The organism is Streptomyces sp. NBC_00513, assembly GCF_041431415.1.
Classification (GTDB): domain Bacteria; phylum Actinomycetota; class Actinomycetes; order Streptomycetales; family Streptomycetaceae; genus Streptomyces.
In genome coordinates this window covers 3,428,608-3,448,921 of record NZ_CP107845.1, presented here as the reverse complement: position 1 = coordinate 3,448,921, position 20,314 = coordinate 3,428,608, and the positions used below count along the sequence as shown (strand labels likewise).

Annotated in this window: 15 protein-coding genes; 14 read left to right on the top strand and 1 reads right to left on the bottom strand. The window is 71.2% G+C overall.

What is annotated here, in order from left to right; translation table 11 throughout:
* The first annotated feature begins 245 nt into the window (after positions 1–245).
* A complete protein-coding gene (locus tag OHA84_RS15915) occupies positions 246–1,850 on the top strand; it encodes a zinc-ribbon domain-containing protein (RefSeq protein ID WP_353962531.1) in 1,605 nt (534 codons plus the stop codon).
* Positions 1,851–2,092: 242 nt separating this feature from the next.
* Entirely contained in the window at positions 2,093–2,560 is a 468-nt protein-coding gene (locus tag OHA84_RS15910; protein WP_266971129.1) for a hypothetical protein, read from the top strand.
* A 536-nt stretch (positions 2,561–3,096) separates the two neighbouring features.
* Here the strand turns inward: OHA84_RS15910 and OHA84_RS15905 are convergent.
* Positions 3,097–4,863 (bottom strand): dolichyl-phosphate-mannose--protein mannosyltransferase, encoded by a 1,767-nt coding sequence (locus OHA84_RS15905; protein WP_371591391.1) that lies wholly within the window; start codon positions 4,861–4,863, stop codon positions 3,097–3,099.
* Between the two features lie 88 nt (positions 4,864–4,951).
* Between OHA84_RS15905 and rsmI the strand changes: the two genes are divergently transcribed.
* From rsmI to galE, 12 genes are all read left to right on the top strand, one after another.
* Entirely contained in the window at positions 4,952–5,869 is a 918-nt protein-coding gene (rsmI, locus tag OHA84_RS15900) for a 16S rRNA (cytidine(1402)-2'-O)-methyltransferase (protein WP_053679519.1), read from the top strand.
* Between the two features lie 137 nt (positions 5,870–6,006).
* Positions 6,007–6,522 (top strand): hypothetical protein, encoded by a 516-nt coding sequence (locus OHA84_RS15895; RefSeq protein WP_371591390.1) that lies wholly within the window; start codon positions 6,007–6,009, stop codon positions 6,520–6,522.
* A 60-nt stretch (positions 6,523–6,582) separates the two neighbouring features.
* A complete protein-coding gene (locus OHA84_RS15890; protein WP_053679517.1) occupies positions 6,583–7,485 on the top strand; it encodes a TatD family hydrolase in 903 nt (300 codons plus the stop codon).
* A 607-nt stretch (positions 7,486–8,092) separates the two neighbouring features.
* Entirely contained in the window at positions 8,093–9,406 is a 1,314-nt protein-coding gene (locus OHA84_RS15885; RefSeq protein WP_266971133.1) for a resuscitation-promoting factor, read from the top strand.
* Positions 9,403–10,305: a 16S rRNA (adenine(1518)-N(6)/adenine(1519)-N(6))-dimethyltransferase RsmA gene (gene rsmA / locus OHA84_RS15880; RefSeq protein ID WP_053679515.1), complete on the top strand. Its 903-nt coding sequence runs from the start codon at positions 9,403–9,405 to the stop codon at positions 10,303–10,305. Before OHA84_RS15885 ends, rsmA begins: the two co-directional genes overlap by 4 nt.
* On the top strand, positions 10,302–11,270 hold the full coding sequence (locus OHA84_RS15875) for a 4-(cytidine 5'-diphospho)-2-C-methyl-D-erythritol kinase (protein WP_266971135.1): 969 nt from the start codon (positions 10,302–10,304) through the stop codon (positions 11,268–11,270). Before rsmA ends, OHA84_RS15875 begins: the two co-directional genes overlap by 4 nt.
* Before the next feature lie 118 nt (positions 11,271–11,388).
* Entirely contained in the window at positions 11,389–12,708 is a 1,320-nt protein-coding gene (locus OHA84_RS15870) for an acyltransferase (protein WP_053679513.1), read from the top strand.
* A 28-nt stretch (positions 12,709–12,736) separates the two neighbouring features.
* Positions 12,737–14,533, top strand: a complete 1,797-nt coding sequence (locus OHA84_RS15865; protein ID WP_053679511.1) for an ABC-F family ATP-binding cassette domain-containing protein — start codon at positions 12,737–12,739, stop codon at positions 14,531–14,533.
* Positions 14,534–14,695: 162 nt separating this feature from the next.
* A complete protein-coding gene (locus OHA84_RS15860; protein WP_266947692.1) occupies positions 14,696–16,333 on the top strand; it encodes a PQQ-binding-like beta-propeller repeat protein in 1,638 nt (545 codons plus the stop codon).
* 58 nt (positions 16,334–16,391) lie between these two features.
* Positions 16,392–18,116 (top strand): PQQ-binding-like beta-propeller repeat protein, encoded by a 1,725-nt coding sequence (locus OHA84_RS15855; protein WP_053679507.1) that lies wholly within the window; start codon positions 16,392–16,394, stop codon positions 18,114–18,116.
* A gap of 130 nt (positions 18,117–18,246) precedes the next feature.
* Positions 18,247–18,948 carry a LuxR C-terminal-related transcriptional regulator gene (locus tag OHA84_RS15850; RefSeq protein ID WP_053679505.1) on the top strand — a complete coding sequence of 234 codons (702 nt, stop codon included), beginning with the start codon at positions 18,247–18,249 and terminating at the stop codon, positions 18,946–18,948.
* Positions 18,949–19,043: 95 nt separating this feature from the next.
* On the top strand, positions 19,044–20,003 hold the full coding sequence (gene galE / locus OHA84_RS15845; protein ID WP_266947687.1) for a UDP-glucose 4-epimerase GalE: 960 nt from the start codon (positions 19,044–19,046) through the stop codon (positions 20,001–20,003).
* The last annotated feature ends 311 nt before the right edge of the window (positions 20,004–20,314 follow it).

The following is a 20,314-nucleotide window of genomic DNA, read 5'->3' as shown; positions in this document are numbered from 1 at the left end:
TAGGATCCGCTGGGCAGCAGGTAATTGCTGATACCCATCCGGATATCGCGAAAGAATTGGTGGCAGTGATCAACTGCCCCGACGCGACACCTGAGACACTGCACCCTCTTGCCGTACACGACTGTAAATGGCGGTGCACGATTTGTGTGCACGAATGAAATTGTAGCGCCAAGAAACGAACCTTGGGTGGTGCGGGTAGCGGATGCCCTCGTTGTGCACGCCTTCGGACTATAAATGCCCGCAGAGTGGCTGCGCCAGGCAAGTCCTTGGCAGATGTTCACCCGGACTTAGCGGCTGAGTTTGTTCACAATCTGGAAAATGAGCTTACTTCCACTCACCTAAAGCCACAAAGCGGCTATAGGTGCAGATGGCGTTGTCGTGCATGTGGGAACGAATGGGTGGCAACTCCCCAGAGTCGGGTAGCGGGAAATACTGGATGCCCCGCTTGTTTCCAGGGCAGGCGCGGAAAAGCTCGACGTCAACCAAAGCCATTTTCGCAAACTGCTCGCGATGTCCTAGGCGTAACGGTCTCCCAGGAGTTTGTGAGGAATGTGACGACTCCAGAGTCTGATCTGACGCAACTCAGGCCTGGATCTGGCGACAAGTGCGAGTGGAATTGCTCATCGTGTGGAAATGTTTGGGTGGCGACGGTCGCCTCTCGCGTCCGCTCTCACCGCAATCGAGAGGGATCCGGGTGCCGCAAGTGCTATGACCGTCGAATAGCCATACGGCGTCGGCTCCCCCAAGAGGGCGACTCGCTCAAGGAACGCCATCCGCGAATCAGTCAGACATTCGTCAGGAACATCACTACGCCTGGAGAGGGTCCCGAACGACTGAGGCCAGGGAGTAATGACCGGTGCCAGTGGCGGTGCCCAAACGGGCACGAGTGGGAGGCACTCGTGCTCGCTCGAACCTACGGGTCAGAGTGTCCAAGGTGTGCTTCGGCTGGGAGATCGCGATTCGAACTTGAAGTGTGCTTTCTGCTCGAAGCAGCTACAGGCACGGAAGTTTTGTGCGACTACGAAGTAAAGCAGGCTCTCGGAACGTCGGGGCGGCCAGCCCGAGTGGATCTGTTTCTGCCAACGATTGCGCTTCATGTCGACTTGGATCCACTCCACACGCACAACTCGCATCGTAGCCATGCCAACGACGTCCGGAAGAGTGTTCTGCTGGCCGACTTGAACTATGTGCGACTTCGCGCACACGGCCTCCCGCTTGTACCAGGGGTCGCGATCAGGGTCGACGATGCGACTCGCAACGGCATCGATCCCTGGATCTGGGCTTCATCTCTCAGCACGCTAATGATCGCGCATGGGTTGCCGTTTGAATTGCTAAGCAATGATCATATTACGCAGCGTCTGCGGGAGGCGGCAGAGGCGTGGGCGGAACTGAAGGGGAAAGTCAGATATCCGTCAGTCGCAGAACTACACCCGCATCTTCTGGTTGAATTCAGAAAGAACATAACCAACCCTTTGTTTGATCTCTCTGTGCGCTCCCCTTCGTCGTTCGATGTGGTGGAGTGGGGATGTAGCAAGTGTGGAAATACGTGGGAGAGTTCAATACGGAATAGGGCTGCTAAGGGGTCGGGCTGCCATGCCTGCTATAGGCAAGGCGTCCACGCCAATAATGTTCGCCGTTCAATTGCACCTACGAGTGAATCTCTCGCAGCGCTTAAGCCTGAAATCGCATCTCGATTCATCCGCTGCCTGAAAGACTCGGGTCGAACCCCGGAGAATCTTAGATTGAATAGCAATCTGCAGTGTGAGTGGTATTGCCATACGGGGCGGCACACATTCACCGCTACGGTCTGTGCCGTGGCACGCGTCGCTAGGCGTCGTTGCTGCCGGTGATGTGAGGTGCCCCTCCTGACATCACCGTAGGGCGAACATCAGCACATGCCGGCGGACATACGGATCCTTGCCAACAGCTCCCGACTGGTGTGGAAGTACGAGTGACCCGTGTCTGCACCCGCCTAGTGAGGCCCTGCCGCACTCGCCTTGCATCAGCTGAAGACTCGCGGCTCCGGGAGGGCATAGAGATCCTCACGGTGGGGAGAGCAGTTCGAAGGGCACCCACCAGGGAGGGGCATCGCGTGTTCGATTGGCAGAAGAAGGCTAGTGCGCTGGCCAGGCGCGCCGAGAATCGCACTGGGGAGGGACAGCTGACAGACGCGGTCGGCGAGGGGCTGGCGGCGGTTGCCTACGCCGCGCTGGGGAGGGTCTCCAGGCAGGGGCCGCGCGTTTGGTTGGAGACACGGGCACCTTTCGGCGCGTTGGTGCCACACGCGGACATCCTGAGCGCTCGGGTGCGGAAGGAACCGCAAGAAGAATCCTTGGGATTCGTCCTTGAGGTGTTCGTCCCCGGCTTGGCGACGGCCGAGCAGTGGCTGACCGTCGCCACCGGCACAACTGAATGGTTCGAGCTCAATGCCGCTGAGCAACTGGTCACTCTGCTGGAGACAGTGGCTCGCGACGAGAGCGAGGAGCTGCCTGCCGTGTGCGTGAGCGTCTATGGGGAGGACGAGGACAAAAGGTCCCTTTCGTGGGATCGCAGCTACTGAGTTCTACGAGCCAAGTGTGGGGCCCAGCGTTCGGAAGGAAGGGCCTCCAACCGTTGCAATTTCCGCCTCATTCACCCCCGTACACCGACGTTCACAGGCGTCCAAGCTGCGGCTTTCGGCGATGTGCCGTTCACCCGCGAACGCAGGTGAACGGCCCTGAATCGAGGCCCGGCCTGCGGCAACGGCCTTGGAAAGCGTGTTGGTAACAAGCTCTCACGCGTCCGAGCCCTGGGGCCGTGGCCTCTGCCAGCGTGCTCAACAGGCAGCAATCCGAAGGGCCCCACCGCTTGCGGTGGGGCCCTTCGCCTGCCCCGCGCCGGATCGCCGCGAATGACCGTCCGCGGGTGTCGTACACGTCGGGGAACGGAACAGGAATGGACCACGGGCGGGGCCATGGAGGCCAGCCAGCCCTCGACCCCCTGCCGGGCCGTCTGTGGGCCGTCAAGGGGTGGCCAACGACGGCCGGTGACCGCCACCAACAACCACCACGGGCCCGGCACCCTCAGGTGTCGGGCCCGTCGGGTGCTTCCGTGGCGCTAGACCCAGGTGTCCAGCCACATGCGGCCGCGCCAGGAGTCCATCGGGAGGGACTGGCCCGTGTAGATGGGCCAGAAGTAGATGAAGTTCCAGACGATCAGCAGGACGAGTACGCCCGCGCCGATCGCGCCGATCGCGCGGCGGCGTTCCGAGGAGCCCGCCGGGCCGAGCATCGCGCCGATCATCATCGCCACGGCCAGGCACAGGTACGGGACGAAGACCACCGCGTAGAAGAAGAAGATGGTCCGCTCCTGGTAGTTGAACCAGGGCAGCAGGCCGGCGGCCAGCGCGCACGTGATGGCGCCCGCCCGCCAGTCGCGGCGGAACAGCCACCGCCACAGTACGTACAGCAGCGCGAAGCAGCCGGCCCACCACAGCAGGGGCGTGCCCAGGGCCAGTACCTCGCGGGCGCACTTGGCGGTTTCCGTGGCCGGGCAGCCGTCCGTGCCGGGTGCGGGGGACTCGTAGAAGTACGAGACGGGCCGGCCGAGCACGAGCCAGCTCCACGGGTTCGACTCGTAGGTGTGGCCCGAGGTCAGGCCCACGTGGAACTTGTAGACCTCGGTCTCGTAGTGCCACAGGCTCCGCAGCCATTCCGGCAGGAAGGACAGCGAGCTGTGCTGGTCGTTCTTGGCGGCCCAGTCGCGGAAGTAGCCGCCCTTGCCGTTGTCCGGGCTGAGGATCCAGCCCGTCCACGACGCCAGGTACACGCCGATCGCCACCGGCACCGTGGAGAGGAAGCCGGGCAGCGCGTCCTTGCGCAGCATCGCCGCGTACGGGGCGCCCGCGCCGGCGGTGCGGCGCGCGGCCGCGTCCCACAGGACGGTCAGGATCCCGAAGAAGGCCAGGATCACCAGGCCGTTCCACTTGGTGCCGAACGCCAGACCCAGGCAGACGCCCGCCAGGATCCGGTACGGGCGCAGGCCCAGCCGCAGCGTCTCCGCGACGGCGAGGTCGGGGCGGGTGCGTCCGTCCTCGTCCACGGGGAGCGCCGCCGCGAGTTTCGCCCGGGCCTTGTCCCGGTCGACGACCAGCGCCCCGAAGGCGGCCAGGACGAAGAACATCAGCACCAGGTCGAGGAGGGCCGTGCGGCTCATCACCAGGTGCAGGCCGTCCACCGCCAGCAGCGCGCCCGCCAGGCAGCCGAGGAAGGTGGATCGGAAGAGCCGGCGGCCGATCCGGCACAGCATCAGCACGGACAGCGTGCCGAGCACGGCGGTCATGAACCGCCAGCCGAACGGATCGAAGCCGAACATCCACTCGCCGATGCCGATCACCCATTTGCCGACCGGCGGGTGCACGACGTAGCCCGGGTCCAGCGGCAGAGCCACCCCGTCCGGGTCGGACAGGATCGACTTGTCGATGTCCTTGGGCCAACTCGCCTCGTAGCCCTGTCGGATCGTGGCCCAGGCGTCCTTGGCGTAGTACGTCTCGTCGAATATCACCGCCTTGGGGCTGCCCAGGTGCACGAACCGCAGCACCCCGGCGACCAGGGCCACCAGCAGCGGCCCGGCCCACGCCAGGACCCGCTGCCAGGTGACCGCCGCCGCGGCCGGCACGCCGAGCGCCGTCCACAACTGTGCGGAGGGGCGGGCGTACGGGGGCACGAGGCGGGTACGGACGTCCGCGTCCGGGGTCCGCGGCGCGTAGCCGAAGCCCCGCAGACGGCGGAGCCAGACGGACGGCTCGGGCTCGGAGTCGCGTCCGCCCGAGGGGGCGGGCGGGGCCCCCGCGGGGCTGGGCGGCGGCGTCGCGGTACTGGTCACCGGGTCATCGTAGGGAACGCGTCCGCGGGAACCCCAGCGCCGGGGCGGCCCGGGGCGTGCCGGGTGGGGCTCCTGAGAGGATGGGCGGGTGACGACTGACCAGCCCCGCGGCGCCGAGACCTCCCCTTCCACCGGTGTGCTCGTGCTCGCCGGCACCCCGATCGGCGATCTCGCCGACGCCCCGCCCCGGCTCGGGGCCGAGCTGGAGCGGGCCGATGTGATCGCCGCCGAGGACACCCGGCGGCTGCGGAGGCTGACCCAGGGGCTCGGTGTGCACACCACCGGGCGCGTCCTGTCGTACTTCGAGGGCAACGAGTCCGCCCGCACCCCCGAACTCGTCGAGGCCCTGGAGGCCGGCAAGCGGGTGCTGTTGGTCACCGACGCCGGCATGCCCTCGGTGTCCGACCCCGGCTACCGGCTGGTCGCCGCCGCCGTGGAGAAGGACATCAAGGTCACCGCCGTGCCGGGGCCCTCCGCCGTGCTGACCGCGCTCGCCCTGTCCGGGTTGCCCGTGGACCGGTTCTGCTTCGAGGGCTTCCTGCCGCGCAAGGCCGGCGAGCGCCTCGGCCGGCTGCGCGAGGTCGAGGCGGAGCGCCGCACCCTCGTCTACTTCGAGGCGCCCCACCGGCTCGACGACACCCTGGCCGCCATGGCGGAGGTCTTCGGCGCCGACCGGCGGGCGGCCGTCTGCCGCGAACTGACCAAGACGTACGAGGAGGTCAAGCGCGGCGGGCTGGGCGAGTTGGCGGCGTGGGCCGCCGAGGGCGTGCGCGGGGAGATCACGGTCGTCGTCGAGGGCGCCCCGGCCGCCGGACCCGGCGACGTGGACGACGAGGAGCTGGTGCGCAGGGTGCGGGTGCGCGAGGAGGCGGGGGAGCGTCGCAAGGAGGCCATCGCCGCCGTCGCCGCCGAGGCGGGCGTACCCAAGCGGGACGTTTTCGACGCGGTTGTCGCGGCAAAGAACGCGGCACAAAAGGCGCCCGGAATCGGTAAAGACCGGGCCTGAAAAGCAAAGCTCAGACCGTGCATCGGGCACTTTGGGCATGACTCGGCCAAAGGCCGTCCAACAGTCGACAGGGCCTGATGCGCTCCCGCCTCAAGAGGCGTCCACTGGCTATGCACCAGTGGAACAGAGGAGCTGGCATGACAGAGATCGCAGACACCCCGGTACCCGGACCCGTCGTCGCCGCCACCGCCGAATCCCCCGTCGTCCCGGCGCCCTCGAAGCGCAACGTCCAGACCGTGCACGAGGCGTACTCGTTCGCCTGCATGAAGTGCGGGTACGGCTGGGAGCAGGGTTACGAGATAGAACACCACGTCGACGGCGAGGGCCGGCCCGTCATCGTCTACACGGTCCAGGGTGAACGGGTCCCGTCCCCGCTCTCCAACCCGACGTGCGTGAACTGCGGCGGCCACGTGGTCCGCATCATGCGCGAGGGTCAGGTCAAGTCCGTGCTCGGTACGCTCGACCGCCTCTACCACCACCCCGTCGCGCCCGGCATCGCCGGACCCGTCCCGGCCGGGGCGAACACCCCGCGCACGCCCAAGCCCCGCAAGTCGCCCCCGGCGCACGCCGCCCCGGGGCCGGTGGCCGTGACCGACGGGGAGGAGCGCCCCGGACTGCTGGCCCGGCTGACGCGGCGGCTGCGCCGGTCCTGAGCCCGCCCCCGCACGGGACGCGGGGAGGCGTCCCGGAGCCCCGGTCATAGGATCGGCCGTATGAGCCGTACCGCCAACGACGCACCGCCCCCGCCGCCCGAACCGCTGCGGGTGGCGGTCGCCGATTCCCACACCCACCTGGACATGCAGTCGGGCACCGTCGAGGAGGGCCTCGCCAAGGCCGCCTCGGTGGGCGTGACCACCGTCGTGCAGGTGGGCTGCGACGTGAAGGGCTCGCGCTGGGCCGCCGAGACCGCCGCCGCGTACGAGAACGTCCACGCGGCCGTCGCCCTCCACCCGAACGAGGCCCCCCGCATCGTCCACGGCGATCCGGACGGCTGGTCCCGGCAGGGAGCCCGGCCCGGCGGCGGCGACGGCGCCCTCGACGAGGCGCTCGCCGAGATCGAGGCCCTCGCGGCGCTCGACCACGTGAAGGCGGTCGGCGAGACCGGCCTCGACTTCTTCCGCACCGGCCCCGAGGGCACGGCGGCGCAGGAGCGTTCCTTCCGCGCCCACATCGAGATCGCCAAGCGGCGGGGCAAGGCCCTGGTCATCCACGACCGCGAGGCCCACGCCGACGTGCTGCGCATCCTGCGCGAGGAGGGCGCGCCCGAACGCACCGTCTTCCACTGCTACTCGGGGGACGCCGAGATGGCCCGCGAGTGCGCCGCCGCCGGCTACTACATGTCGTTCGCCGGCACCGTCACCTTCAAGAACGCCGCCCCGCTGCGCGAGGCCCTCGCCGTGGCCCCGCTGGAACTGGTGCTCGTGGAGACCGACGCCCCGTACCTCACCCCGGCGCCCTACCGCGGCCGACCCAACGCCCCGTACCTGATCCCGCTCACCGTGCGGGCCATGGCGGCCGTCCGGGGCCTCGACGAGGACGCCATGGCGACCGCCCTGGCCGCCAACACGGCGCGCGCCTTCGACTACGTCCCGCCGACCCCCGGCGCCGCGCTCTGACACACCCGTTCGCCTGACACGCTGCGTGACCGAACGACTTTGGTGTGTGACGGTCGTTCCCGTTAGGGTGCCCTGCCCGAACCAGCGGGGCCGGACCAGTGGAGCGAGCGTCGTGAGCGATACCCAGGGCAGTCACCGCCGTGGCGGTCCCGTCGGTCCCGTCCCGGAGGCGTACCCGGCGCCGCCGATCCGGCCCGGGGTGAAACCGGAGCCCTGGGATCCGGAACCTCCCGGGCCGCCGGGGGCATCGGGGTCGTCGTCGGGGTCGTCGGGAGGCGCGTTCGCCACCCGGTGGGACCCCGAACCGCCGTGGCCCGAGCCCTTCGCGGGCCCCGGCGTCGCGGACCCGGCGGAGCCCGCGGTCGCGGCGGCCGATCTCCCCGGAGCGCCCGTGCCGGGTGTGCCCGCCCCGAGGTCGGTGCGCCGCCGCACGTCCCCCGAGCCCGGGTGGGCCCGGGGGCGCGAACGAGGCGCCGAAACGCTCCGGCCGCCCCACGAACCACCGTCCGGGGAACCCGCGGGCCCGGGACGTCGACGCCGCCCGGACACCGCGCCCGGACCCGCCCCGACGGGGTTCACCGGAGCCCCGGACACCCGGGGGAACCCGGTGCTCCCCGGCTCGGGACGGCGCCGGGGATCGGTCGCCGCCCCCGAGGCGCCGGGAGAGCCGGCCGCCGGCCGCCGCAGACGGGCACTCCCCACCACCGTCCCGGCGGGCGCGGGAACGGCGGGCGCGGGAACGGCGGGCGCGGGTCCGGCGGGCGCGGGTCCGGTCCCCGCCGTCGCGGAGCCGGCGCCCGCCCGGTCCCGCCGCTCCACCGGCACCGCGGCCGACACCTGGCGGCGGATCGTCCCGCAGGCGCTCGTCGTGGCCTTCCTCGCCGGCGGCACCACCGCGTTCGTCGCCGCAGACAAATCGGTTCGGCTCACCGTCGACGGAGTCCCGAGGTCCCTGCACACCTTCGCCGACGGGGTCGACGAACTCCTCGCCGCGGAAGGCCTCGGCGTCGGCCCCCACGACCTCGTCGCCCCGGCCCGCGGCAGCGCCCTCGACGACGGCGAGGACGTCGTCGTCCGCTACGGGCGGCCCCTGCGCCTGACCCTCGACGGGGAACGCCGCCAGGTGTGGACCACCTCCCGCACCGTCGAGGGCGCGCTGCGCCAGCTCGGCATCCGCGCCGAGGGCGCCCACCTCTCCGCCCCCCGCACCACCCCCGTGCCGCGCAGCGGCCTCACCCTCGACGTCCGCACGGAACGCGGGGTCACCTTCCTGGCCGACGGCCGCGAGACCACCGTCCGCACCAACGCCGCCACCATCCAGGAGGCCCTCGACCAGGCCGGCATCAGCCTGCACGGCCAGGACAGCACCTCCGTCCCGCCGACCGCCTTCCCGCGCGACGGCCAGATCGTGACCGTCCTGCGCATCACCGGTACCCGCGAGGTCCGCGAGGAGCGCATCCCGTACGAGATCGAGTGGGTCAGGGACGACGACCTGTTCGCCGGCACCGAGGTCGTCGAACGGGTCGGCCGACCGGGGACGCGCCGGGTCACCTACGGCCGGCGCATCGTCAACGGGGTCCGCCAGAAGCCCCGCCGGCTCGCCGACGAGATCGTCCGCGCACCCGTCAACCGGCTCGTGAAGGTCGGCACGAAGGCCCTGCCCGACTCCGTCGCCGGGGCCGACGGCCTCGACTGGGGGGCGCTGGCCCAGTGCGAGTCCGGCGGCCGGCCGGCCGCCACCGACCCGTCGGGGACGTACGGGGGGCTGTACCAGTTCGACGTACGGACCTGGCAGGCCCTCGGCGGCAGCGGACGCCCGCAGGACGCGCCGGGGACGGAGCAGACGTACCGGGCCAAGAAGCTCTACGTGCAGCGGGGGGCGACTCCGTGGCCGCACTGCGGCCGTAGGCTTTACCGGTGAGCACCGCAGAGCAGCAGCCTGAGAGCACGACCCCTGACGCCCTTCTCGGCCCGGCCGACATCCGGGAGCTGGCCGCCGTACTCGGCGTCCGGCCGACGAAGCAGAAGGGTCAGAACTTCGTCATCGACGCCAACACGGTCCGTCGGATCGTCCGCACCGCCGAGGTGCGGCCCGACGACGTGGTCGTGGAGGTCGGCCCGGGCCTGGGCTCGCTGACGCTCGCGCTGCTGGAGGCCGCCGACCGGGTCGTCGCCGTCGAGATCGACGACATCCTGGCCGCCGCCCTGCCCGCCACCATCGAGGCACGGATGCCGGCCCGCAAGGACCGCTTCTCCCTCGTGCACTCCGACGCGATGCTCGTCACCGAGCTGCCCGGCCCGGCGCCGACCGCGCTCGTCGCGAACCTGCCCTACAACGTGGCCGTCCCGGTGCTGCTGACCATGCTCGACCGGTTCCCGACCATCGAGCGGACCCTCGTCATGGTGCAGGCGGAGGTCGCCGACCGGCTCGCCGCCGAGCCCGGCAACAAGGTGTACGGAGTGCCCTCCGTCAAGGCCAACTGGTACGCCCACGTCAAGCGCGCGGGCTCCATCGGCCGCAAGGTCTTCTGGCCCGCGCCGAACGTCGACTCCGGACTCGTCTCGCTGGTCCGCCGCGCCGAACCGATCAAGACGACCGCCTCCAAGGCCGAGGTCTTCGCCGTCGTGGACGCCGCCTTCGCGCAGCGCCGCAAGACCCTGCGCGCCGCGCTGGCCGGCTGGGCCGGCTCGGCGGCGGCCGCCGAGGCCGCCCTGGTCGCCGCAGGCGTCTCCCCGCAGGCCCGCGGGGAGTCCCTGACGGTCGAGGAGTTCGCGGCCATCGCCGAGAACAAGCCCGCCGCGCAGAGGCCCGCACTGTGAGCGAGCACGCGACCGAGAACCCGACCGAGAACCCGACCGAGTACCCGACCGGGCGGGCGACCGACTCCGCGGCCCGGTCCGTCACCGTACGGGTCCCCGCCAAGGTCAACGTCCAACTGGCGGTCGCCGCCGCCCGACCCGACGGCTTCCACGACCTCGCCAACGTCTTCCTGGCCGTGTCCCTGTACGACGAGGTCACCGCGACCCCGGCCGCGGGGACCAAGGTGACCTGCGAGGGACCCGACGCCGACCAGGTCCCCCTGGACCGCACCAACCTCGCCGCGCGCGCCGCCGAGACCCTGGCCCGGCGGGCCGGGCTCTCCCCCGACGTGCACCTGCACATCGCGAAGAACATCCCCGTCGCGGGCGGCATGGCCGGCGGCAGCGCCGACGGGGCCGCCGCCCTGGTGGCCTGCGACGCCCTCTGGGGCCTGAACACCCCGATGACCGAACTCCTCGACATCTGCGCGGAACTCGGCAGCGACGTGCCGTTCAGCCTGGTCGGTGGCGCCGCGCTGGGCACCGGACGGGGAGAGATCCTCACCCCCGTCCCCGCCGGCACCTTCCACTGGGTCTTCGCCGTCGCGGACGGCGGACTCTCCACCCCGGCCGTCTTCCGGGAGTTCGACCGGCTCGCCGCCGGCCGCGACCTCCCCGCCCCCCAGGCGTCCCCGGCACTGCTGGCCGCCCTGGCCTCCGGCGACCCCGACGCCCTCGCCCCCACCCTGGTCAACGACCTCCAGCCCGCCGCCCTGTCGCTGCGCCCGCGGCTCGCGGCCGTCCTCGCCGCGGGCACCGGGGCCGGGGCGCTCGCCGCGCTGGTCTCCGGCTCCGGGCCCACGACGGCGTTCCTGGTCCGCGACCCCGAGGCGGCGGCCGAGGTCGCCGCCGTCCTCGACGCCTCCGGGCTCTGCCGCGCCACCCGCGTGGCCTCCTCCCCGGCCCCCGGCGCGACCCTGCTCTGACCCGTCCCGCCCCGCCGGCGCGGCCGTGAACCGGCCCCGCCGGCGGGGCGGGTACCCAGACCGGACATGAGTACCCGCACTCTGTCGGGGCCCCCGTGCGGCGGGCGACCGTGGCCCCATGACAGCCACCGCAAGCGAAATGGCCGCGGCCACGCCCGCCACTCGGGACCGGTACGTCGACCTGTTGCGGGTCGCCTCGCTCGCGACCGTGGTCCTCGGGCACTGGCTGATGGCCGCCGTCGGCCCCGACGGCATGGGGAACCTGCTCGGGATCGTGCCCGCCCTCCAGCCGCTCACCTGGGCGTTCCAGGTGATGCCGGTGTTCTTCTTCGTCGGCGGCTTCTCGCACGCCCTCTCGTACCGTTCCCTCACCCGCACGACGGACGGCCCGGTCTACGCCGCGTTCCTGCGCGCCCGACTCCAGCGGCTGCTGCGCCCCACCCTCGTCTTCGTCGGCGTGTGGACCGCCTGCGCCCTCGTCGTGCAGCTCGCCGGCGCCGACCGCGGGCCGCTCGCCGGCGCCGCGCTGCGCCTGGTGACGCAACCGCTGTGGTTCATCGGGATCTACCTCGCCATGGTCGCCTTCACCCCGCCGCTGCTGAGGCTGCACGAGCGCCGCGGCTGGGCCGCCTTCGCCGGCCTCGCCGGGGCCGCCGCCCTCACCGACGTGCTGCGCTTCGCGCTCGGCGTCCCCTACGTCGAGTTCCTGAACTTCGCCTTCGTCTGGCTCGCCGTCCACCAGCTCGGCTTCCTGCGCGCCGACGGGCGACTCACCCGCCCCGCCGTCCTCGCCGCCGCCGGCCTCGCGGGCGCCGCGCTCCTCGTCGCGTACGGGCCGTACCCGCTCTCCATGGTCGGGATGCCCGGCGAGAAGGTGTCCAACATGGCCCCGCCCACCCTCGCCCTGCTCTGCCACGGCATGTGGCTGGTCGGCGCCGTGCAGCTCCTCGCCCGGCCCGCCGCCGCCTGGGTGGCCCGGCCCCGTGTCTGGCGGGGCGTCGTCGCCGCCAACGGGATCGCCATGACCGCCTTCCTCTGGCACCTCACCGCCATGCTGGCCGTGTACGCCGCCCAGATCGGCCTCGGTCTCCCGCTCCCCGAGCCCGCCGGCGCCGCCTGGTGGGCGCAGGTCCCCGTCCGGCTGCTCCTCGCCGCCGCGCTGACCGGCGTGCTCGTGGCCGCCTTCCGCCACTTCGAGGCGCCCGTGCGCGGCGGCGCCGGCCCCGGATCCGGGCCCCGCGCCGCCCTCGGCATCACCCTCTGCCTCCTCGGGATCCTCGGCCTGTCGACGACCGGCCTCGGAGGTCTGCTGGAGGGCCACAGCGCCACCCTGATCGCCCTTCCGGTCACCGCGCCCGCCGCCATCGCGATGGCGCTCGGCGGGTGGCTGCTGGTGGAACGGTCCGCCTCCCCCCGGAGGGTTAGGCTGAGGGGCTGATCCACACCCCTTCCCTGGAGCGCGTCTGATGGCCGTCAATCTGGTCAATGTCGAGGCAGTCGGCAAGGTGTACGGAACCCGTGCCCTGCTCGACGGCATCTCCCTCGGCGTGTCCGAGGGGGACCGGATCGGTGTCGTCGGCCGCAACGGCGACGGCAAGACCACCCTCATCCGGATGCTCGCCAAGCTGGAGGAACCCGACACCGGTCGGGTCACCCAGAACGGCGGACTGCGCATGGGCGTCCTCACCCAGCACGACTCGCTGGACCCCGCGGCCACCGTCCGGCACGAGATCATCGGGGACATGGCCGACCACGAGTGGGCCGGCAACGCCAAGATCCGCGACGTGCTGACCGGCCTCTTCGGCGGCCTGGACCTGCCCGGCTTCGGCCAGGGCCTGGACACCGTCATCGGCCCGCTCTCCGGCGGCGAGCGCCGGCGCATCGCCCTCGCCCAACTGCTCATCGCGGACCAGGACCTCCTCGTCCTCGACGAGCCCACCAACCACCTCGACGTCGAGGGCATCTCCTGGCTGGCCCGCCACCTCCAGGAACGCCGCTCCGCGCTCGTCTGCGTCACCCACGACCGGTGGTTCCTCGACCAGGTCTGCACCCGCATGTGGGACGTGCAGCGCGGCGACGTCCACGAGTACGAGGGCGGCTACAGCGACTACGTCTTCGCCCGCGCGGAGCGCGACCGCATCGCCGCCACCGAGGAGTCCAAGCGGCAGAACCTGATGCGCAAGGAGCTGGCCTGGCTGCGCCGCGGCGCCCCCGCCCGCACCTCCAAGCCCCGCTACCGCATCGAGGCCGCCAACGAGCTCATCGCCGACGTGCCGCCGCCGCGCGACACCTCCGAGCTGATGAAGTTCGCCAACGCCCGCCTCGGCAAGACCGTGTTCGACCTGGAGGACGTCACCGTCCAGGCCGGGCCCAAGACGCTGCTCAAGCACCTGACCTGGCACCTCGGCCCCGGCGACCGCGTCGGCCTGGTCGGCGTCAACGGCGCCGGCAAGACCTCCCTGCTGCGCGCCCTCGCCGAGGCCGCCCGCACCCAGGGCGAGACCCAGCCCGCCGCCGGCACCGTCACCGTCGGCAAGACCGTCAGGCTCGCCTACCTCTCCCAGGAGGTCGGCGAACTCGACCCGTCGCTGCGCGTCCTGGAGGCGGTCCAGCGGGTCCGCGACCGTGTCGACCTCGGCAAGGGCCGCGAGATGACGGCGGGACAGCTCTGTGAGCAGTTCGGCTTCACCAAGGAGAAGCAGTGGACGCCCGTCGGCGACCTGTCCGGCGGTGAGCGGCGCCGGCTGCAGATCCTGCGCCTGCTGATGGACGAGCCCAACGTCCTCTTCCTCGACGAGCCCACCAACGACCTCGACATCGAGACCCTGACGCAGCTGGAGGACCTCCTCGACGGCTGGCCCGGCTCGATGATCGTGATCTCCCACGACCGGTTCTTCATCGAGCGCACCACCGACACGGTGATGGCCCTGCTCGGGGACGCGAGCCTGCGCATGCTGCCGCGCGGCCTCGACGAGTACCTGGAGCGCCGGCAGCGGATGATCGACGCGGCCGCCCCGGCGCCCGTCCCGGCCGCCGCGAAGTCGACGGCCTCCGGCGATTCCCGCGCGGCCAAGAAGGAACTCCAGAAGATCGAGCGACAGCTCAACAAGATGTCGGACCGCGAGTCGAACCTGCACGCGCAGATCGCCGAGAACTCCACCGACTACGACAAGGTCGCCAAGCTCGACGCCGAGCTGCGTGAACTCATCTCCGAGCGGGACGACTTGGAGATGCGTTGGTTGGAGCTCGCCGAAGACGCGTGATCGTCGTCTTCCAGCCACACCGCCCGGCCCGATAACGGCCGAGTCACAGGCCGGTCCGCCCTTGGGAACAGGGGCCGGACCGGCCCGGCATAAGAACGGTGTCAGTGATAGAAAGGGCATCCTCCACCCTCCCTGACCTCCTGACGCCGAAGGTATGCGCTGATGACCGAGCCGCCCCAGCCGCCGAACCAGCCACCCACACCTTCCGGTTACGGACACCTCCCCGGCCCGCCGCAGCCCGGCTACGGGTTCCCGCCCCAAGGCGCGAACCCGTACGCCCAACAGCCGCCGACCGTCCCGCAGCAACAGGCGCACCCCGGCTACGGATACCCGCCGCCCATGCCGCCCGGCCCGCCGCCGGGCGGCCCCGCGGGGCCCGACGGGCAGCGCCGGCAGAAGCTGCTGATCGTCATCGCCGCGTCCGTCGCGGGCGTGCTCATCCTCGGCACCGGCGCCTGGTTCGCCTTCGGCAAGGGGGACGACGAGGCCGGGAAGCCCGTCGCGCAGGCCTCGACGCCCGCCGACGCCAAGCCCTCCGCCTCGGCCTCCGTGGACAAGGGCGACGGCAGCGGCAACGGCGGCGGTGACCAGGAAGACCTCAACGCCGGCCGCAAGCAGGGCGAGGACAAGGTCCTCTGGCTCAAGAGCAGCAAGGTGGACGGGCCCGGCGCCGGCGTCGACAGCGAAGGCCAGTGGATCGTCGGGGACACCGTCGTCAAGAGCGTGTGGAAGTCCCTCACGGCCTTCGCCGTCGCCGACGGCAAGGAGAAGTGGACGCTGTCCTTCCCCACCGAGCTGTGTGGCGTCACCCCCGACACCACCGCCGACGGCAAGACCGTCGTCATGTTCAAGGACGGCGAGTCGGACAGCTCCACCTGCAACCAGATGCGACTGGTCGACCTCAAGACGGGCAAGGCGGGCTGGACGAAGGAGGTGCCCAAGGAGGGCCTCTTCGACATCATGACCAGCCCCACCCTGTCCATCACCGGGGACACCGTCGGCGTCAGCCGGTCCACCACCGCGAGCGCCTTCAAGGTCAGCACCGGCGACAAGCTCTTCGGCAGCGCCCAGGCCGAGGGGTGCAAACCCGGCAGCTACATCGCCGGCAACAACAAGATGATCGCCATCGCGACCTGTTACGACGACGACCACACCGTCGAGGTCCACGACGTCGACCCGGTCACCGGCAAGTCGACCTGGAACTACCGACTCGCCAAGAACCACGAGGTGACCAGCGTCTACTCGCTGGACCCGCTCGTCCTCGACATCAGCGACAAGGACAAGAAGGAACGCGGCATCGTGGTCGTCGGACCCGACGGCAAGCAGCGCACCGGCGTCTCCGGTGAGGGCAGTTTCGCCAACAAGTGCGGGGGCGGCCTCTTCGGGTCCATCCAGGTGTGCCGCGGCGCCGTGGTCGACTCCAACACCCTCTACCTGCCGACCACCCCGGCCGCCGGCACGGGCAACGAAGTCGTCGCCTTCGACCTCGGCACCGGCAAGGTCAAGTGGCGCGCCCCGGCCGGCGACAAGCGGACCCTCACCCCCGTCACGGCCGTGAACGGACAACTGGTCGCCTACCGCGCCGCGGAGCAGGACAAGGGCGGCGAGATCCTCACCTATCCCGCCGGCGGCGGCGAACCCGCCGCGACCCTGCGCAACCCGTCCGGGCCCGCGTCCGCCGTCGAGAACTCCTTCTACAAGCCGAGGATCGACTACGTCGACGGACGGCTGTACATCTCCGTGACCCACCTGCTCGCCAAGGGCAAGGACGAGAAGCTCCTGATGGTCTTCGGCAAGTGAACGAGCCCAGCCCACCGAGCCGCCCACCGAGCCGCCCACCGAGAGGCAATGGCACCCGATGAGTACCCCGCCGCCCCCCAGTCAGCCGCCGTCCGGCGGCTTCGGCGCCCCGCAGAACCCCCCGCCCGGCGGGTTCTCCACCCCGCCGCTGCCGTCCGCACCGCCGTCGGTCCCGCAGCAGCCGCCCGGCGCGCCTTCGTACGGCTACCCGCAGCAGCCGCCCGGCGCGCCCTCGTACGGCTACCCGCAGCAGCCCGGCGCCGGCACCCCGCCGCCCGCCTTCGGACACCCCACCGCCCCCATGCACGCGGCCTCGGCCCCGTCCGGCGGTGCCCCCGGCGGCAACCGTGACCAGCGCAACCAGCTGATGATCGTGGGTGCGGCCCTGCTCGCCATCGTCCTCATCATCGGCGGCGGCTTCTGGTACGTCTCCGGCGACGACGGCGGCTCCACGCCCATCGCGAAGGGCGACCCGACCGCGAGCCCGGGCGACGACAAGGCGGCGGTCGGCGCCGGCGGCAAGGAGAAGGCGCCCGGCAACCCCAAGTCGAAGGTGCTGCTGAACCTGCCGAGCCCGAAGCCGGCCGACACCGTCCAGGTCCCGGGTTCCTGGATCACCGACACCACGTACGCCAAGTCCGACGTGGGCAAGATCGTCGGCTACAACCTCGTCGACGGCGGCAAGAAGTGGGAGGTGCCCCTTCCCGGCGAGATCTGCGCCGCCACCCACCACGTCAGCGACAACAAGTCGGCCATCCTCTTCCGGCCCACCCAGCCGACGGCGGAGAGCAAGTACCCGCCCTGCACCCAGGTCGGCGTCATCGACCTGAACGCGGGCAAGCTCCTGTGGTCCGGTAACGCCAAGGGCGCCACCTCCGGCGACAAGCCCGCCTCCTTCGACGAGGTCACCCTCAGCGGCCAGACCGTCGCCGCCGGCGGAACCAACGGCGGCGCGGCCTGGAACCTCGCCGACGGCAAGTCCCTGTGGACCCCCAAGGTCGACGCCGAAGGCTGCTACGACTACGGCTACGCGGGCGGCGAGGCCCTCGCCGTCATCCGCAAGTGCGGCCGCAGCGGCGAACAGAACCTGATCGCCCAGACCCTCGACCCGGCCACCGGCGCGCCCACCTCCTCGTACAAGCTCTCCGAGGGCATCGAGTGGGCCTCCATCGTGTCCACGAAGCCCCTGATCATCGGCGCCGACGTCGGCAAGACCGCCAAGAACGCCACGGGCGTCAGCGACCTCTTCGTCGTCGACCCCAAGGGCGAGCTGAAGGCCCGCATCGCGCTCAACTCCGGCAACTTCGCCGGCAAGTGCGGCAGCACCGAGGTCGAGAAGTGCACCGGCATGCTCGTCGGCAACGGCAAGATCTACCTGCCCTCCTACGAGCACCAGGGCCAGTCGTCCTACGGCCGTACCAACGAGCTGCTCTCCTTCGACCTGGAGACCGGCAAGCAGACCAGCGACCGCGCCGACGCCGGCGAGAAGTACCAGCTGTACCCGCTGCGCATGGACGGGTCGAACATCATCGCCTACAAGGAGCCCCCGTACGACAAGGGCGGCCAGATCGTCAGCATCGACGGCAAGACGATGAAGGAAACCCTCCTCATGGAGAACCCGGCGGACAAGGAGACCCAGCGCGCCGAGACCGGTGACTTCTCGCCGGAGTTCTCCGAGTACCGCTACCACGACGGGAAGCTCTTCATCTCGCGCCGATCGGTGAGCAAGCCGCGCTCCGGCGGCGACCCGGACTACCTGTTCGTGTCCTTCAGCGCGAGCTGATCCCGCCACCGCGCCACCCCGAAGCCCCCGGAAGGTCCGCCCTTCCGGGGGCTTCTGCGCGGTAACGAGGACGCCCCGTCGAACAAGCGTGTAGCTTGCCGGGGCAGAAGGAGCGGGGGAGGGTGCCCTCATGGGCGTACGGGTCATGGTGGTCGACGAGCACCGCCTGCTGGCCGAGGCGCTCGCCTCGGCCCTGAAACTGCGCGGCCACCGGGTGCTCGCCGCGGCCGCGCCGGCCGTCGGCGCGGCCGAACTGGTCATCAACCGGTCCCCGGAGGTCTGTCTCTTCGGCACCGCGACCCCCGCCGAGCCCGGGGTCTTCGAGCCCGTCGTCCGCATCAAGCGGGAGCGCCCCCAGATCGCGGTGGTGGTCCTCGGACCGGTGCCGAGCCCGCGGGGGATCGCCGCCGCCTTCGCCGCCGGCGCCTGTGGGTACGTACGCCACGACGAGCGCATCGAGGGCGTGGAACGGGCCCTCGCCAAGGCGCGGGCGGGGGAGGTCGCGATCTCCCCGCAGCTGCTCCAGGGCGCGTTCGGGGAGTTGCTCAATCCCGCCGCCCAACCCGACGACGAGGGAAGCCGGTTGCTGCGCCTGCTCACCCCCCGCGAGATCGAGGTGCTCGTCCGGGTCGCGGAGGGCGAAGACACCCGGCTCATCGCGGCGGGCATGGCCATCGCGCCGAGCACCGCCCGCACGCACGTGCAGCGGGTGCTGATGAAACTGGGCGTGGGCTCCCGGTTGGAGGCCGCCGCGCTGGCCGCCCGTACCGGCCTGTTGGACCGGGCGATCCCACCGGCGCGATCCATCCACCCGCCCTCCGAACGCGGTTGAGGGACGGGCCGGGGATTTCCCCGGAGCGCGCGGATCGGGTAAGCCGGGGACAGCACGTGTTCCCGCGTGCGTTCCCGGCGAGAGGCGGCAGACGAGTGAGCAAGTACCTGGTCACGGGTGGAGCCGGATACGTGGGCAGCGTCGTGGCCGCCCACCTGCTGGAGGCGGGCCACGAGGTCACGATCCTCGACAACCTGTCCACCGGCTTCGGAGAGGGCGTCCCGGCGGGCGCCACCCTGATCAACGGGCGGATCCAGGACGCCGCCGAGTACCTGGACCCGTCCTTCGACGCCGTCCTGCACTTCGCGGCCTCCTCACAGGTCGGGGAATCCGTCGCCGACCCCGGCAAGTACTGGGACAACAACGTGGGCGGCACCCTCGCCCTGATGACCGCGATGCGCGACGCCGGCGTGCGCAGGCTGGTCTTCTCCTCCACCGCCGCCACCTACGGCGAGCCGGTCGACGGCCCGCTGACCGAGGCCTCGGTGACGGCCCCGAGCAATCCGTACGGCGCCTCGAAGCTGGCCGTCGACCACATGATCGCGGGGGAGTGCGTCGCCCACGGCCTCGCCGCGGTCTCGCTGCGCTACTTCAACGTGGCGGGCGCCTACCGGGGGCTCGGCGAGCGCCACGACCCCGAGACCCACCTGATCCCGCTGGTCCTCCAGGTCGCCCTCGGCGAACGCGAGTCGATCGCGGTGTACGGCGAGGACTACCCGACCCCCGACGGCACCTGTGTGCGCGACTACATCCACGTCGCGGACCTGGCGGACGCCCACCTCGCGGCGCTGCGCGTCGCCACCGAGGGCGAGCACCTGATCTGCAACCTCGGCAACGGCACGGGGTTCTCCGTCCGCGAGGTCGTCGACACCGTCCGCCGGGTCACCGGCCGCGAGATCCCCGCGGTCGTCGCCCCGCGCCGCCCGGGGGACCCGGCGGTCCTGGTGGCCTCGGCGCGCACGGCCCGCGAGCGGCTGGGCTGGACCCCGACCCGTTCGGACCTCACCAACATCGTCACGGACGCCTGGAACTTCGCCCGCGAGCGGAGCGCCTGACCGGCGGCCGGCACCGACGACCGGCACCGGCGCCGCTTCCGCCCGTCCGCGTGGTCCACGCCCCTCGCGCCTCAACGGTGCGGGGGGCGTGCGCGTGTGCGGGCGGGCGCCGTGTACGGGCGCTCCGCGCGGGCGCCCGGCGTGCGCGAGCCGGGTGAAACGCACCCCGTGCAACTGCCCGTGGCACGAGCCCGCGTGGAAAGCCGATTCCGAACCGACCCGATGGTAGAAAACAAGCCACGGCAGGGGCTGTTCTGGACGAGCCCGCCGGAAAATCGCTCGAAAAACTTCTGCTATTCGGCCAACCGCGA

Excerpts from the sequence above, each read along its gene's own strand:
- OHA84_RS15895 (WP_371591390.1), top strand. The coding sequence starts at position 6,007 with ATGACAGAGATCGCAGACACCCCGGTACCCGGACCCGTCGTCGCCGCC.
- OHA84_RS15890 (WP_053679517.1), top strand. The coding sequence starts at position 6,583 with ATGAGCCGTACCGCCAACGACGCACCGCCCCCGCCGCCCGAACCGCTG.
- OHA84_RS15870 (WP_053679513.1), top strand. The coding sequence starts at position 11,389 with ATGACAGCCACCGCAAGCGAAATGGCCGCGGCCACGCCCGCCACTCGG.
- OHA84_RS15865 (WP_053679511.1), top strand. The coding sequence starts at position 12,737 with ATGGCCGTCAATCTGGTCAATGTCGAGGCAGTCGGCAAGGTGTACGGA.
- OHA84_RS15860 (WP_266947692.1), top strand. The coding sequence starts at position 14,696 with ATGACCGAGCCGCCCCAGCCGCCGAACCAGCCACCCACACCTTCCGGT.
- OHA84_RS15855 (WP_053679507.1), top strand. The coding sequence starts at position 16,392 with ATGAGTACCCCGCCGCCCCCCAGTCAGCCGCCGTCCGGCGGCTTCGGC.
- OHA84_RS15850 (WP_053679505.1), top strand. The coding sequence starts at position 18,247 with ATGGGCGTACGGGTCATGGTGGTCGACGAGCACCGCCTGCTGGCCGAG.